Here is a 14279-nt window from a genome sequence, read left to right as displayed (position 1 = left end):
TCAGCCCACCTCGCCCTTCCCGCGCTGGTAGCGCCGCACCCGCCGGTAGCCGAGCAGGCCGCCCTCCAGGTCCAGCTCCACCTCGTAGAGGCCGAGCAGGTCGGTGGAGGCGGGGATCCGGCGGTCCTCGATCACCTCCACCCCGACCAGCCAGCCGTCCCGCACCGACTTCAGCGAGGTGGTCCCCACCGGGTCCCGGCCGGTCAGCTCGACGATCTGCCGCATCCCCTCGCGGGCGGCCTCGGCGGCCGAGATCGGTTCGAGGTACTCCTCCTCGTCGTCGTACCGGTCGTCGTCGTACCGGTCGTCCGGCTCGTTCCTACGCGCCCGGCCGCCGCCGCGGATCCGGTCCGCCATGTCGCTCACCTCCCTCGCCGCCGTCGCGCGGCACCCGCCGCGCCCGTTCCGCACCGGCCGCCCGGCGGGGCCCGCCGGCCCCCCGCCGGGCGACGGCCCGGGGCGGAGCGGGCCGGCGGGCGCCGCCGGTCAGCCGCTCCAGCACCTGCTGCTGCCCCCGGTCCCGCTCCGCGGCGCTGATCTCCCCGGCGGCTTCCGCCGCGTCCAGCGCCTCCAGCTCGCGCCGGACGTCGACCGGGTTGCGCTGCCGCGACTCCGCCTCCCGGGCGATCACCTTGACCACGGCGGTCACCCCCCGCACCGGCGCGTACGGCAGGGTCAGCAGTGTCCAGAGAATGTCCACCGGTCACTCCACCAACTGGTGGGCGCTGACGAAGTCGTACGGGGCGAGCGGGCCGAGCAGGCGCGTGCGGAGCAGCTCCCGGCGCTGCTCGGCGTACTCCTCGACGGCCGCGACGAACTCGTCCTCCCGGTCCCGCTCGACCAGGAAGGCGGCGTTCGCCGCGTCCAACTCGTTGCTCGGCGGTCGCGGCGCGCTCGCCACGACGAGCGGGCCGAGAGCGTCGACGAGCTGCCGGTTCTCCGCCTCGCGGCGCAGCTCCACCGCCTGGCTGATGATCTCGCCGAGCCGGATCCGCTGCGGCCGGGTGGCCGCCTCCGGTTGCCCGCGCACCTGGTCGGCCAGCTCGGCCGCGGCCGGGTTGTCCGCCAGGATCTCCGCGATCAGCTCCGGCTCGTGGTAGCGGCCGTGCACGACGTACTGGATCCGCCCCTCGAACTCGTCGAGCGCCGCGGCGAACCGTTCGTGGTGCGCCTCCAGCAGGTCGGCCACCGCGTCGGGGCCGGTGACGACCGTGCCGAAACGCACCGGCAGCACCGGGGCCACGGCCGCCGTGCCGTCCACGAGTTCCTGGTACGCGGTCAGGTCCGCCGGCCGGCCGATCGGCTCGGTCAGGGCTCACCTCGCTGACCAGCGCGGCCAGCTCGCCGTGCCGGATCGCGGCCACCTCCCCGGGCGGGTCGCCGATCCCGGGGGCGTCCGGGGTCGGCTCCACGTCGGAGGGCACGATGCCGTAGATGAACAGTCCGGTCTCCTCGGCCATCTCAACGCTCCTCGTCCCGGCGCCGCCGGGGTCGGTCGAGGTCGAGGTCGCGTTCGCGGTCCCGGTCCCGGTCGTCGGAGCCGAGTTCGCCGACGGCGTCCCGGACCGCACCGCCGATCGCGCCGACGGTCCTGCCGATCCCGGACGCCGCCTTGCGGGCGCCGACCGCCCCGGAAGCACCCTCGACCAGGTCGGGCAGCCCCTTCTGGCCCTTCGGCGTGATGTCGAACCGGTCGACCGCCTCGGCGAAGCGCAGGTACGTCTCCACACTGGCGATGACGATCCGGGCGTTGATCTCCAGCAACTGGATGCCGACCACGGCGACCGACACCTGCGCGTCGATCACCACGCCCTTGTCCAGCACCGTCTCGACGACGTCGGCCAGGCTGGAACCCGCTCCGCCGCGCTCCAGCGCGCCGCCGGCCTGATCCTCACTCGTTGCGATCGTCACTCCCGCTCCTCCCGTCGACGGCGGACCACGGGCCGGCGGGGCGCCTCCGGGGCGCGTCGCGGCCGGGGCTCCTCGCGGGGCCGGGCCTCCTCGGGCGGCTGCGGGCGGCGGGCCCGCTCCGGGGCGCGGCGACGCGGCGGCGGCTGCTCCGCCTCGGGCTCCTCCTCGTACTCGTCGTAGTCGCCCTCGTCGTACTCGTCCTCGTACTCCTCCTCGGCCGGGCGGCGCCGCAGCGGCGGCCGACGACGGCCACGCTCGACGGGCCGGCGCTCCGCGCGCGGCTCCTCCGCGGCCTCCTCGGCCTCCTCCTCCGGCTCCGGTTCGGGCTCGCGCCGGCCTCGCTCGCGCTCCGGTCGCCGCCGCCCGCGTTCCTCCCGCTCGGGCTGCTCCCGCCGGTCGCGTTCCTCCTGCTCCTCGCGCAGGGCGGTCTCGTGGTCCGTGACCACCTGCCCGTCCTCGATCTCGCCCCGCCAGCCCTGCACCGAGTCCGGGTCGAGGACGGTCTGCGTCATCACGTGCCGGACGAAGTGCTTCAGCTCCAGCCGGACGCGGCGGCCCTGCGCGCGCCACAGGTTGCCGGTGTGCTCGAAGAGCCCCTGCGGGTGGTACTCCAGCACGACCAGGATCCGGGTCAGGTCGGGCGACAGCTCGTGGAAGCTGACCGTGCCGTCGACCGAGCCCTTCTCGCCCTTCGAGCGCCAGTGGATCAGCTTGTCGGGGATCTGCCGGACGATGGTCGACTCCCAGGTGCGGTGTGACCAGAAGACCTGCGCCTTCCAGGTCAGCTTCTCGTCCGCCTCGGTGTCGACGTTCTCGACCTTCTTCATGAAGCTCGGGAAGTCGCCGAACTGGGTCCACTGGTCGTACGCGACCCGTACGGGCACACCGACCTCGATCGTCTCCACGATGTTGGTGACCTTGAGTTTCTTCCCGCCGCCCTTGCCGCCCTTGCCGCTCCGGCCGAGAGCCGACATCACCTTCTCCTTACCGCCGGCCAGCCCGGCATGGACCAACGCCTTCACCGGCGACCCGCCCTCGGCGAGCTTCTGCGCACCCGTCGCGGCGGCGATCAGGCCAGGACCGCCGCCCTGCTTCGCGTACTCGCTGAGGCGTCCGGTCGCGCCGGTGATCCGCTCCGTCACCACCTGCACGGCACGTTCGCCGATGGCGCTCGCCAGGTTCCGCGCCTCGCCGGCGAGCTGGCCCCGGACCTTGTCGCCGAGGCCGCCGGGATTTGTCGTGCCCGCCATGGTCACCGCCCCCGCTGGTCGGCGTCGGTGTCCCGGTCCGGCCGGTCGTCGTCGGGCGCGGCGGCGCCGCCCTTGCGGCGCAGCGCGTCGGCCGAGCCACGCAGCTTGCCGCTGAGCGCGTCGATGCCGCTGCCGGCCGCGGCGGTCGCGGCCGCCTTGGAGGCGGCGGCGAGCGGGCCGCCGAGGCGGCCGAAGTTGGTCAGCTGGGGGTACGACTGCAGCAGGTTTCCGCCCGCCTTCAGCAGCCCGCCCGGCTCCCGGCTGGCGCGGCCGGCCGCGACCGCGGCGGCCAGGGTGAGGGCGGTACGCAACTTGCGCCGGCGGCCGAGCAGATAGCCGAAGCCCACCGCGAGCCCGATTCGTGCTCCGCTGTTCATCAGTTCTCCTTCGCTCCCCGGAGCGGCAGACACCTGACGGCAGCGGTCGAAAATGGCCGCCGGGGATCAGCACGTGCCGGACCGCAATCAGGTGTCCCGTTCAATCGGACCCGGCGGGCAGTACCCGATGGCCTATCGGCGAAACATTTCCGCCTTTTCACGGAACCATTTCCGGAGCCCACGGCACGGCCCTCGCCAACCGCGCAAATCGGGCAGCCGGACCGCTACGAGCAGCGAGAACCTCAGAAAGGAAAGACCTGACGAATGGTCGTCACAAAGCGGGCGGCGTCGAATCGAGGCATATCTCGGCGTGCACTTTGCCGTCACTCTCGCGCAATTTCGCCCCGCACTTGGAGAGCACCGACAACGCCCCGTGATTGTCGACGGTGGTCTCCGCGACCACGAGCCGCATTCCGGCCGCCGCCGCCTCGTTCAGCAGCTCACGCAGAGCGGCCGGCCCGATGCCCTGGCCCCGGGCGGACCGGCCGAGCCACATCCCGGTCTCGACGGCGCCCGGCTCGTCGCGGCAGCTCATCCGGATCATGCCGACCACCTCGCCGCCGGCGAAAATCGCGTACATCTGGGTCCCGGTGGGGCCGCTCAGGCCGGCGAAGCTCGCCCGGTGGAACTCGCGGAACGCCTCCCGGCGGGCGTGCGACCAGCCCGCCGGTGCCTCCACCGGCGGCATCACGTCGCCGGGCTCCGCCTCGGCAGCCGCTACGGAGAGCAACGGCTCCAGGTTCCGCTCGTCCACCGGCTCCAACCGGACCGTTCCCGCCACGTGCCGCAGTCTGCCGGCCCCACCGGCCCAAGTCCACCCCATCGAACTCCGACTGGCGGTCCGGCGGAAGGTACCGGCCGGTCGGACCGCATCGTGTTCCGCCTCACGCTCCGCTGTCGGCGGGCGCCCACGGGCGCCCCGGCCGCCCGTCCGCGCGGGTCACGGGGCGTCGGTGTCGAACTCGCAGAGCACCACGGAGGCGTCGTCGGCCGGCTTGTGCCGGCGCAGCCGGTCCGGGTGGTCGCGCTCCGCCGCGCGTACCCGGTCCACCAGCGCGCCCGGGCCGTCGGCGCTCACCACGTCCAGCAGTCCCGCCCAGTCGAGGAGACCGAACTGCTCCACCACGGCCGACGCGCCGTCGCTGAGCAGCGCCGCCCGGCGTACGGCACCCGGCCCGCGCAGCGGCAGCGTCCCGGTCACCGCGTGGAACGCCGCGTCCGGGTCGGCGGCTGCCACCCAGTAGCCGTGGGTCCGGTTCATCCGCTCCCGCTGCACGGCGACCGCCTGCCGGAGCCGGGTGGCCCGGTCGGCCGGGCCGGCCGGCACCGCCGCCGCCGTGGCCCGCACCTCCGCCATCGCGGCGTCCAGCCGGTCGTCGGTGACCACGCTCACCCGGCCGCCGGCCTCCAGCACCAGCGGGCTGTCGCAGAGCACCAGGTAGTCGAGGTGGTCGCCGCCGTCGCGCAGCAGGCAGACCGTGCTCGACGGGGTGCCCGGATGGCCCAGGTCGCACTCGTCGCCGTGGTCGGACCGGACGGCCAGGATCGCCGCCGCCAGGTTGCTCATCAGCGTCGCCGTCGGGCGGATCGCCTCGGCCAGCCCGAGCCGGGCCGCGAGGTGCCGGACGTACCAGGCCGGCCCGTGCACGCAGCCGGTGTCGAAGCCCTCCGGCACGGTGGCGCCGTCCAGCACGCCGACCAGCGGCCCGAACCGGAAGACCAGGTCCTCGTTGACCGGCCGGCCGGGTGGCGGCGCGGACGCGGAGCTTACCCGCATCGTCCGCGCCGCCCCGACCACCCGGGTCGCCTCAGCGGCGACGGAGGTCGTCGGCGGCCGCATGTGCCTGCCCCTGCACCTGGTGGGCGGCCGACCGACCCTGCTCCCGTACGGCCGACACGCCCCCGACGGCCGTGGAGCCCACCGACTGCGCCGCCCGCTGCGCCGGCCCGCGCATGTTGTCGCGCAGGTTGTCGCGCATCTGGTGGCCGACCTGGCTCGCCTGCTGGCGCAGCTGCCCGGAGTGCTCCGTCACCTTGCCCCTGGCCTGCCCGGCCAACTGCCGTTCGGGCCGGCTGGGCGGAATCAGCGACGAGACCAGCAGTCCGGCGCCGAAGGCGATCAGGCCGGCGGCGAGGGGGTTGCCCTGCGCCTGCTGGCGGGACTGCTGCCCCAGCGAACGGGCGTCGTCCCGCACCGATATGGCCGCGTGCGACATCTGCTCGCGGGACTGCTCCCCGAACGCCCGCGCCGACTCGGTCGCGTGCGACATGCGCTGACCGGCGCCGTGTCCGTCCGACTGCACGCCCATCACCTTCTCCCTGGCCCGGGTGAGCGCGCCACGGGCCTGCCCGACGCGATCACCGGCGACCCGTCGCGGGTTGACCTTGTCGGCCAGCGCGTCGACGTCGCTGCTCAGTTCGTTCCGGGTGTTCTCGATCTCCCACCGGATCCGGTCCGGATCGTTGGACATGATCTGCTCCCTCCCGGCTGGTTCACCGGCCTCGCACCGCGTTCGGCATCTCCCGTGCGGTCTGTCTCGTCCTGGGCAGCACCGCGCGGAGCTGCGCCATCTTCGTCCGCGCGTTGGCGAGCAGGCCGCCGGCGACCGCGGCCCAGATGACGGCCACGATGAGCGCGGCCCACCCCTGGTCCATCAGGTTCGACAGTCCCCACCACAGCGCGTACGACACGAACAGCACCGTCAGGAAGCCGGCCAGTGCGGCGCCGCCGAACATCCCGGCGGCCTTGCCCGCCCGGGTCGCCTCCTCGCGCAGCTCGGCCTTGGCCAGTTCGATCTCCTTGCGGACCAGCGTGGAGACGTCCCGGGTCACGTCGCCGAGCAGGTCGCCGACCGACGCCTGGGTCCGCTCCTTCTCCGGGGCGCTCACGGCGCCACCCCGCCCGGGATGTCCGGCCCCGGCCGGCCGGGTGGCGAGGCGTTACGCACCCGGGCCATCCCGGTGTACGCCTCCTCGCGCGGGTACGCCTCGGTACGCGGGTACGCCTCCTCGGCCGTGTACGGCGCCTCGACCGCCCGCTCGTACGGCTGCGGCCCGCCGGTCCCGGGCTCGGCGCCCGGCATCGGCGTCGACGGCTGGCCGGCGCCCCGCGCCCCGTCGCCGGAGGCGGTGAGGTTCCGGGTGAGCCGCCCGACGAGCACCCCGGCCACGGCCGCGCCGGCCAGGAAGGTCCCCGGGTGCCGGCGCGCGTACGACCGCACCTCGTCGACCACCGCCCCGGGCTCGCGTTCGTCGAGCCAGCCGGCCGCCTGCTGGGCGGCGTCCGCCGCGCGGCGGACCATCTGGGCGGCCATCCCGGAGTCCTCGCTCCGCTCCGCCATCGAGCCGAGTTCACGCCCGATGCCGCGCAGCCCGTCGGCGGCCCGCCGCTGCTGCGTCTGGGCCTGGTCGCGCAACTGCGTACCGGCCTCACCGGTCAGGTTCCGCGCCTGCCGCCGGGCCTCTGAGACGACCTGTCCGCCCTGTTCCGCGGCGGCGTGCGCGACCTGCCCGCCGGCTTGGGCCGCGTGGTGTCCGACCCGGGATGCCTGCTGCCGGGCCTGCTGCCCGGTGCCGGTCGCACCGTCCGGTGGCCGGCTCGGGTTGATTCCCGTCATCGCCCGCTCCCTCCGTCGGCCCCGGGCCGCAGGGTCACGACCCGGAACGTGAACCAGCCGCGGGACGCGGCGGGTTCGTCAGCCGCCTACCCGCGTGGCTCGTCGGCATTCCGTCCCGCCGGTCCGGGCAGGAGGGGAAACCGGACCGGACGCCCGACCCGGACGGAACCGGCCAGGCGGCGGGACAGGGGTCAGCGGCGGCGGTTGCGGGCCCGGGAGGAGCGCAGCCGGCGCAGCCGGCCGACCAGCACCGGCTCGGCGGCCAGCGCGGCCGGGTTGTCCAGCAGCGCGTTCAGCAACTGGTAGTAGCGGGTGGCGGAGAGGCCGAAGGTGTCCCGGATGGCCTGTTCCTTGGCGCCGGCGTGCCGCCACCACTGCTGCTCGAAGGCGAGGATGCCCCGCTCCCGCTCCGTGAGCCCGCCGGCCGGCCGGTCGTCCGCCGGGGCCTCGGTCTCGCCGGGCGGCGTCCCGGCGGCACCCGCGCCCGGCCCGGCCGCCGTGCGGGGCTGCGGCACGGCCGGAACTCCGGGGTCGGAGCCCGACCGGGGCTGGGGGACGAGGGTGCCCGCGTCGCGCGCCTCGCCGGTCGCGTCCGCCCGGTCCGCCGTGGACGGCTCGGTGGCGGCCGGGGCGGCGTCGGCGGGCTGCATGGCGCTCCTCATGGGGCAGGCCGGCGGCACACCACGACGCCGACCGGGGGGACCCCAGCCTAACCAGGGCCGACCCGGTTCGCATCGGACGACAGTGCCGCAACGTGACCGGGCCGGTTCGCCCCGTGTCCGCCGGCCACCGCACGTTCCCCGTCACCGCGATCGGACTGCTCACCGTCGACCGTTCACCGCCAGCGGCGGCGGGCCGATCGTCACCAGGTCGATCGATGGCCCGTCGGGAGGCGCGGCGGGGGTCGCCGGACGCCCGCCTTGTCACGGCCCGCGCGGGGCGGTGCGACCGGGGGCCGGGGAGAGCCGCCGGTCGCACCGCCGGGATCAGGAGATGTCCCTCCGGCGCATCGCCCAGAGCGCCGCGCCGAGGATCACCGTCAACCCGACCGCCAGGAGAACCGAGGAGTGCTGCCAGGTGATGTCCAGGGTCTCCGGCTTGCACTCGCCGAAGTAGGTGGCCTGGCAGGCGTTCCAGTCCTCCAGCGTCACCTTCTTCTGCATCCACGCCGCCGCGTAGGTGGGCAGCAGCCACGCCTCGGCGAACTGCACCCCGGCCATCTGCAGCAGGATGCCGAGGCCGAACTGCCCGACGACCATCAGGCCGATCGCCCCGCCCAGCGCCATGGCGGTGTGCCGTCCCAGCGAGGCGAGCGCGAAGCCGATCGTCGCGGTGATCAGGGCGAGCACCACCCCACGCAGCCCGGTGAGGGCGAAGGACTGCCAGACACCGGAGGTCATCTTCTCCGTGCTGCCGCGGAAGGTGGCGACCAGCCAGAAGCTGCCGAACCAGAGCGCCGTGGTCGGCACCGCCAGGGCGAGCAGCCCGGTGAGCAGCGCCGCCAGCTTGGTCAGCAGTACGGTCAGCCGCTTCGGCCGCCACAGCAGCAGGTTCATCATGCCGCCGGTGTTCCACTCCGCCCCGACGAAGGAGGCGCCGACCACGAACCCGACCAGCGCCAGGATCGCCGCGAGCGGCAGCAGCGTGAAGCCGAAGTTCTCCCGGAAGTCGAAGGTGGAGGGCAGGAACCACCGCGACTCGACCGCCTCCCGGGGCGGCGGCTGGATCATCGCGCAGTCATCCGGGAAGCCGCCGGCCTGACTCGTCCCGGCGGCCTTCGCCTGCTCGCACTCGGCGCGGTACTGCTCGTTGCGGACCACGTCCTGCTGCCACTGCTGCTCGGCGGCGCGCTCGGCCTTCGCCAGCGCCGCGGCGTCGATCTTCTCGTTGGTGAGGAAGACCCCGACCACCACGGCCACGAGCACCAGCAGGCCCAGCAGGCTCATCCAGCGGGTGAAGCGCCGCTTGGCCAGCCGGCGCAGCTCCGTACGGTAGAGGCTCACGCGCCCCACCCTCCTCCGGCGGCGCCGGGTTGCCCCGCCCCGCCGACCTTCGTGGACTGGTCGACCTGCCGGTGCTGGCCGGGTACCGGCGCGGTGGCGGTCAGGTCGAGGAAGACGCTCTCCAGGTCGGCGGCGACCGGTGCGAGCTCGCTGACGTAGAGGCCCTGCTCGGCGAGAAGCCGGGTCACGGTGGCCGGCTTGTCGACGCCGGCGAGCATCAGGTGGTCGGGCTGACCGTCGACCCGGATCCCGGCGCGGGCCAGCGCCTCGGCGGCGATCGGCAGGTCGGTGACCGCCTCCAGCCGCACCCGGACGGCGCCGGACGAGTGCTGGGCGAGCACCTCCTCGACCGGGCCGAAGGCCACCCGCCGGCCCAGCGAGATGATGGTGACCGAGTCGCAGATCAGCTGGATCTCGCCGAGGATGTGGCTGGACAGCACCACGGTCATCCCCGACTCGGCGAGGGTGCGCATCAGCGTGCGCATCTCCCGGATGCCGCCCGGGTCCAGCCCGTTGGCCGGCTCGTCGAGGATCAACAGCTTCGGGTTCTTCAGCAGGGCCGAGGCGACGGCGAGCCGCTGCTTCATGCCCAGCGAGTACGTCTTGACCCGCTCGCCGGCGCGGTCACGCAGCCCGACCAGCTCCAGCACCTCGTCGATCCGTTGCGGCGGCACGTCGCCCGCGCCGGCCAGCAGGGACAGCGTGTCCCGCGCGGAGAAGTGCGGGAAGAACTGCGGGCTCTCCACGATCGCGCCGACCCGGCCCGCGACGGCGGGCAGCGCCTCGGGCACCTCGTGGCCGAGGATGGCCATCCGGCCGCCGTCGGGCCGGATCAGGCCGAGCAGCGTACGCAGCGTGGTGGTCTTGCCCGACCCGTTGGGACCGAGGAAGCCGTGCACCTGCCCCACCTCGACCCGCATGTCGAAGCCGTCGAGCGCGTTGCGGGTGCCGCGCCGACGACTCTTGTACGTCTTGCGGAGACCTTCGATCTCCAGGACAGCTGGCAAGCTGCACCTCCCCCGATGGGCGTATGACACGCGACACCATACGCGGTATGCAGCGGTGCGCAATACCCGGTATGCATCGCCACGCCGATCGGGTGAAGAGGAGGGGCCTTTCCGTGCACAGGGGTCAGGAAGGCACCCCTTCCCGACCCCCTCAGGCGCAGATGACGGTGACGCCGGCGGCGCGGAACGCCGCGACCACGTCCGGGTTGGCGCCGGAGTCGGTGACCAGCGTCTCCACCCGGTCCACCGGGCAGATCCGGGCGAAGGCGTGACCGCCCAGCTTGGACGAGTCCGCGATGATCACCACCCGCTTGGCCCGGGCCACCATCAGGTTGTTCATCGCCGCCTCACCCTCGTGGTGGGCGGCGGCGCCGAGCTGGGGGTCGATCGCGTCCACGCCGAGCAGGGCGACGTCGAGGGTGACCTCGCGCAGCAGCGCCCCGCCCAGCGGGCCGACCAGCTCGAACGACTTGGGGCGGACCACGCCGCCGGCCACCACGACCTTCATCCGGGAGCGGACGAGCAGCTCGTTCGCGATGTTCAGCGCGTTGGTGACCACGGTGAGCTGGGCGCCGTCGGCGCTGGTGTTCAGGTCGGGCCGCACGGCGAGGGCCCGCGCGACCTCGGTGCTGGTGGTGCCGCCGTTGAGGCCCACCACGGTGCCCGGCGAGACCAGCGCCGCCGCGGCCGCGCCGATCCGCTGCTTCTCGGCCGAGTGCTTGGCGGTCTTGTAGCGCAGCGGCAGGTCGTACGAGACGCCGTTGGCGACCGCGCCACCCCGGGTCCGGGTGATCATCTGCTGCTGGGCGAGCTGATCGAAGTCACGCCGGATGGTGGCCTGGGAGACGTCCAGCCGCTCCGCGGCCTCCTCGACGCTGACCCGGCCGCTGTCGGTCAGCATTTCGAGCAGGGCGTTCCATCTGGCGTACCGGTCCACCCCAGGCCTCCAGTTACTGCGCGGTCGGTGATTGATTGCGTGCACAGTAGTGCGCGAAACTACGAGGGCGCAAAACCATGTCCTGCGCGATGACGGGGCTGGTTGCCACGGCCAGCCGAGTTCGCGCAGAATAACGCGCGAAAGACGGCTTTAACGAGCCGTATTGCGCACCGCTCCCCTGCGTAGGAGTTCTCATGTCGTACGTCGACGCGGAGATCGCGAGCCAGCCCGACTGCTGGCGGGAGGCGGCGCGGGTCGCCGCCACCGCGGCCGACCACCTCCCCCGCCAGGGCGAGCGGGTCGCCGTCGTGGGCTGCGGCACCTCGTGGTTCATGGCGATGGCGTACGCCGCCCGCCGCGAGCAGGCCGGCCAGGGCGAGACCGACGCCTTCCAGGCCTCCGAGTTCCCCACCGGGCGGCGCTACGACCGGCTCGTCGCGATCACCCGCTCCGGCACCACCACCGAGGTCACCGAGCTGCTCGCCGCGCTGCGCGGGCGGGTGCCGACGACCGTCCTGGTCGGCGACCCCGCCTCCCCCGCCGCCTCGTTGGCCGACGCGGCGGTGCCGATGCCGTTCGCCGACGAGCGCTCCGTGGTGCAGACCCGCTTCGCGACCACCGCGCTGGCCCTGCTCCGCGCCCACCTCGGCGACAACATCACCGCGCTCGCCGCCGACGCGGAGGTGGCGGTGCGCGCCCCGCTGCCGATCGAGCCGACCCGGATCGAGCAGGCCACCTTCCTCGGTCGGGGGTGGACGGTCGGGCTGGCCCAGGAGGCGGCGCTGAAGTGCCGCGAGGCGGCCACCTTCTGGGCCGAGGCGTACCCGGCCATGGACTACCGGCACGGCCCGATCTCGATCGCCGCTCCCGGCCGGCTGGTCTGGGCGTTCGGCGAGCTGCCCGACGGGCTGCCCGAGGACGTGGCGGCGACCGGCGCCGCGTTCGTGCACAGCCGCACCCACGGCTGCCGCACGGTGCTCGGCAGCTGGTCCGCCGGCCGTACGCCGGTCGACCCGATGGCCGACCTGATCCTGGCGCAGCGCTTCGCCGTCGCGCTCGCCACCAGCCGGGGCCTCGACCCCGACGCGCCCCGGCACCTGAGCCGGTCCGTGGTTCTCGCATGAGCGCAGGCGACGTCGTCGTCGCGCTGGACGTCGGCGGCACCGGGATGAAGTGCGCCCTGGTCCGGCCGGACGGCGCCGTGCTGCACGCCGAGCGGCACCCCACCGATGCCGGGCGCGGCCCGGACGCCGTGGTCGACACCATCCTGGCGGTCGCCGAGGGGCTGGCCGGCAAGGCCCGCGCCGACGGGCTCACCCCGGTCGCGCTCGGCGTCGCCGTGCCCGGCGTGATCGACGAGGCGCGCGGGGTCGCGGTCTGGTCCGCGAACGTGGGCTTCCGGGACGTACCGCTGCGGGACCTGGCACGCGCTCGACTCGGACTGCCGACGGCGCTCGGCCACGACGTGCGCGCCGGTGGCCTGGCCGAGGCGCGGCTCGGCGCCGGCCGCGACTCCGCGCACGTCCTCTTCGTCGCGATCGGCACCGGGATCGCCGCGGCGCACGTGGTCGACGGCACGGCCGTCACCGGCGCGCACGGCGCCGCCGGGGAGATCGGCCACGTCCAGGTACGCGCCGGCGGGCCGACCTGCGGCTGCGGCCGTCCCGGCTGCCTGGAGGCGGTGGCGTCGGCGGCCGCGATCGGCCGGCGCTACACGGCCCTGGCCGGCGTCCCGGCGACCGCCGCCGACGTGGCCGAGCGGGCGGCGGCCGGCGAGCCGCTGGCGGCGGACGTCTGGCGGGAGGCCGTCGAGGCGCTCGCCGACGGCCTCGCCACCGGCCAGGCTCTCTTCGACGTGGAGACCGTCGTGCTCGGCGGCGGCCTGGCGCAGGCCGGCGCGCTGCTGCTCGAACCGCTGCGGGCCGCGCTGCACGAGCGGATGACGTTCCACCGGGAGCCGCGCCTGGTCGCGGCGGCCCTCGGCGACGAGGCCGGCTGCCTCGGCGCCGCCCTGCTCGCCCTCGACAGTCTGGAGAAGTGATGGCCACGCGGGTGAACGGCAAGGTGGTGACCCCGACCGGCGTGATCCGGCAGGGCTGTGTGGAGCTGGACGGGGGCCGGATCACGGCGGTGGCCGAGTACCCGTCCGTGCGCGACGGGCACTGGATCGTGCCTGGCTTCGTCGACATGCACACGCACGGCGGCGGCGGGCACACCTTCACCACCGGCGACGCCGAGCAGGCCCGGCAGGCCGCCGACTTCCACCTGCGGCACGGCACGACGACCCTGCTGGCCAGCCTGGTCAGCTCGCCGTTCGAGCTGATGCGCGCGGCCACCGCGGCCTTCGCGCCGCTGGTCGCCGAGGGGGTGCTGGCCGGCATCCACTTCGAGGGGCCGTACCTCTCCTCGGCCCGCTGCGGCGCGCAGAACCCCGAGTTCCTCCGCGACCCGTCCACCGACGAGCTGGCCGAGCTGATCGAGCTGGGCGACGGCGCCGTCCGGATGGTCACCCTCGCCCCCGAGCGGGACGGCGCGCTGGAGGCGGTCAAGCTGCTCGTCGCGCACCGGGTGGTCGCCGCGGTCGGCCACACCGACGCCACGTACGACGAGACCCGCGCCGCCGTCGCGGCGGGCGCGAGCGTCGGCACCCACCTGTTCAACGGGATGCGGCCGGTGCACCACCGCGAGCCCGGCCCGGTGGTGGCCCTGCTCGACGCCCCGAACGTGGTCTGCGAGCTGGTCGCCGACGGCGTCCACCTGCACGACGGGATGCTGACCTTCGCCACCTCGACGGCGGGCCCGGAGCGGGCCGCCCTGATCACCGACGCCATGGCCGCCGCCGGCATGCCCGACGGCGACTACGAGCTGGGCGGCCAGGCCGTCACGGTGGCGGGCGGGGTGGCCCGGCTGGCCCGCGACGGCGCGATCGCCGGCAGCACCCTGACCATGGACGAGGCGCTGCGGCACGCGGTGGCGGCCGGCATCCCGATCGCGGACGCCGTGCGGATGGCGGCCACCACGCCGGCCCGCGCGATCGGACTCGGCGACCGGCTGGGTGCGCTCCAGGTCGGGCTCCGGGCCGACCTGGTGGTGCTCGACGACGGCCTGAACGTGGTCCGGGTGATGCGCGGCGGCTCCTGGGTGGAGTGACCGCCCGGCGGGGGCCGCTCGGTGCCC

At 74.6% G+C, this 14279-nt stretch carries 18 protein-coding genes and 1 pseudogene; 3 read left to right on the top strand and 16 right to left on the bottom strand.

Annotation, left to right across the window (positions count from 1 at the left end; genetic code table 11):
- The 16 genes and pseudogenes from ACZ6O2_RS08330 to ACZ6O2_RS08255 all read right to left on the bottom strand — a co-directional run bounded on the left by ACZ6O2_RS08330 (nucleotide 1) and on the right by ACZ6O2_RS08255 (nucleotide 11102).
- Nucleotides 1-357 carry a gas vesicle protein GvpO gene (locus ACZ6O2_RS08330; RefSeq protein WP_350706846.1) on the bottom strand — a complete coding sequence of 119 codons (357 nt, stop codon included), beginning with the start codon at nucleotides 355-357 and terminating at the stop codon, nucleotides 1-3.
- Nucleotides 320-700 carry a gas vesicle protein GvpG gene (locus tag ACZ6O2_RS08325; RefSeq protein WP_350706844.1) on the bottom strand — a complete coding sequence of 127 codons (381 nt, stop codon included), beginning with the start codon at nucleotides 698-700 and terminating at the stop codon, nucleotides 320-322. The genes ACZ6O2_RS08330 and ACZ6O2_RS08325 overlap by 38 nt, the downstream gene beginning before the upstream one ends.
- A 3-nt stretch (nucleotides 701-703) precedes the next feature.
- Nucleotides 704-1282, bottom strand: a complete 579-nt coding sequence (locus ACZ6O2_RS08320) for a GvpL/GvpF family gas vesicle protein (protein ID WP_466022507.1) — start codon at nucleotides 1280-1282, stop codon at nucleotides 704-706.
- A gap of 31 nt (nucleotides 1283-1313) precedes the next feature.
- Nucleotides 1314-1460 (bottom strand): annotated as a pseudogene (locus ACZ6O2_RS08315) (GvpL/GvpF family gas vesicle protein); the annotation flags it as partial.
- Between the two features lies 1 nt (nucleotide 1461).
- On the bottom strand, nucleotides 1462-1911 hold the full coding sequence (gene gvpJ / locus ACZ6O2_RS08310; protein ID WP_466022423.1) for a gas vesicle protein GvpJ: 450 nt from the start codon (nucleotides 1909-1911) through the stop codon (nucleotides 1462-1464).
- Nucleotides 1908-3161, bottom strand: coding sequence for an SRPBCC family protein (locus ACZ6O2_RS08305; protein ID WP_466022422.1), 1254 nt, complete (start codon nucleotides 3159-3161; stop codon nucleotides 1908-1910). The genes gvpJ and ACZ6O2_RS08305 overlap by 4 nt, the downstream gene beginning before the upstream one ends.
- Nucleotides 3162-3163: 2 nt before the next feature.
- Nucleotides 3164-3538: a hypothetical protein gene (locus ACZ6O2_RS08300; protein ID WP_466022421.1), complete on the bottom strand. Its 375-nt coding sequence runs from the start codon at nucleotides 3536-3538 to the stop codon at nucleotides 3164-3166.
- 271 nt (nucleotides 3539-3809) lie between these two features.
- A complete protein-coding gene (locus ACZ6O2_RS08295; protein ID WP_350706836.1) occupies nucleotides 3810-4319 on the bottom strand; it encodes a GNAT family N-acetyltransferase in 510 nt (169 codons plus the stop codon).
- 159 nt (nucleotides 4320-4478) lie between these two features.
- Nucleotides 4479-5378, bottom strand: a complete 900-nt coding sequence (locus tag ACZ6O2_RS08290) for a hypothetical protein (protein ID WP_466022420.1) — start codon at nucleotides 5376-5378, stop codon at nucleotides 4479-4481.
- Entirely contained in the window at nucleotides 5347-6009 is a 663-nt protein-coding gene (locus tag ACZ6O2_RS08285; RefSeq protein WP_350706832.1) for a DUF3618 domain-containing protein, read from the bottom strand. Before ACZ6O2_RS08285 ends, ACZ6O2_RS08290 begins: the two co-directional genes overlap by 32 nt.
- 22 nt (nucleotides 6010-6031) lie before the next feature.
- Nucleotides 6032-6427: a phage holin family protein gene (locus ACZ6O2_RS08280; protein ID WP_466022419.1), complete on the bottom strand. Its 396-nt coding sequence runs from the start codon at nucleotides 6425-6427 to the stop codon at nucleotides 6032-6034.
- The gene (locus ACZ6O2_RS08275; protein ID WP_466022418.1) at nucleotides 6424-7155 is read right to left on the bottom strand and encodes a hypothetical protein; all 732 of its coding nucleotides are present in this window, start codon (nucleotides 7153-7155) and stop codon (nucleotides 6424-6426) included. The genes ACZ6O2_RS08280 and ACZ6O2_RS08275 overlap by 4 nt, the downstream gene beginning before the upstream one ends.
- 191 nt (nucleotides 7156-7346) lie before the next feature.
- Complete coding sequence (locus ACZ6O2_RS08270; RefSeq protein WP_466022417.1) at nucleotides 7347-7805, bottom strand: DUF3263 domain-containing protein; 459 nt, start codon at nucleotides 7803-7805, stop codon at nucleotides 7347-7349.
- A gap of 336 nt (nucleotides 7806-8141) precedes the next feature.
- Nucleotides 8142-9158, bottom strand: a complete 1017-nt coding sequence (locus ACZ6O2_RS08265; protein WP_350706824.1) for an ABC transporter permease subunit — start codon at nucleotides 9156-9158, stop codon at nucleotides 8142-8144.
- A complete protein-coding gene (locus ACZ6O2_RS08260; protein WP_466022416.1) occupies nucleotides 9155-10165 on the bottom strand; it encodes an ABC transporter ATP-binding protein in 1011 nt (336 codons plus the stop codon). The genes ACZ6O2_RS08265 and ACZ6O2_RS08260 overlap by 4 nt, the downstream gene beginning before the upstream one ends.
- Nucleotides 10166-10316: 151 nt before the next feature.
- Nucleotides 10317-11102 (bottom strand): DeoR/GlpR family DNA-binding transcription regulator, encoded by a 786-nt coding sequence (locus tag ACZ6O2_RS08255; RefSeq protein ID WP_350706821.1) that lies wholly within the window; start codon nucleotides 11100-11102, stop codon nucleotides 10317-10319.
- A 194-nt stretch (nucleotides 11103-11296) separates the two neighbouring features.
- Here ACZ6O2_RS08255 and ACZ6O2_RS08250 point away from each other — a divergent pair, with 194 nt between their 5' ends.
- The 3 genes from ACZ6O2_RS08250 to nagA are packed head-to-tail and all read left to right on the top strand — an operon-like array spanning nucleotide 11297 to nucleotide 14252.
- Nucleotides 11297-12226 carry an SIS domain-containing protein gene (locus ACZ6O2_RS08250; RefSeq protein WP_466022415.1) on the top strand — a complete coding sequence of 310 codons (930 nt, stop codon included), beginning with the start codon at nucleotides 11297-11299 and terminating at the stop codon, nucleotides 12224-12226.
- Nucleotides 12223-13143: an ROK family protein gene (locus ACZ6O2_RS08245; RefSeq protein WP_350706817.1), complete on the top strand. Its 921-nt coding sequence runs from the start codon at nucleotides 12223-12225 to the stop codon at nucleotides 13141-13143. Before ACZ6O2_RS08250 ends, ACZ6O2_RS08245 begins: the two co-directional genes overlap by 4 nt.
- Nucleotides 13143-14252 (top strand): N-acetylglucosamine-6-phosphate deacetylase, encoded by a 1110-nt coding sequence (nagA, locus tag ACZ6O2_RS08240; RefSeq protein ID WP_466022414.1) that lies wholly within the window; start codon nucleotides 13143-13145, stop codon nucleotides 14250-14252. Before ACZ6O2_RS08245 ends, nagA begins: the two co-directional genes overlap by 1 nt.
- The last annotated feature ends 27 nt before the right edge of the window (nucleotides 14253-14279 follow it).

The sequence above is a fragment of the Micromonospora sp. NPDC048040 genome, from assembly GCF_055587185.1.
The sequence above is the reverse complement of the archived record's forward strand: the minus strand, read 5'-3'. Positions and strand labels throughout refer to the sequence as shown.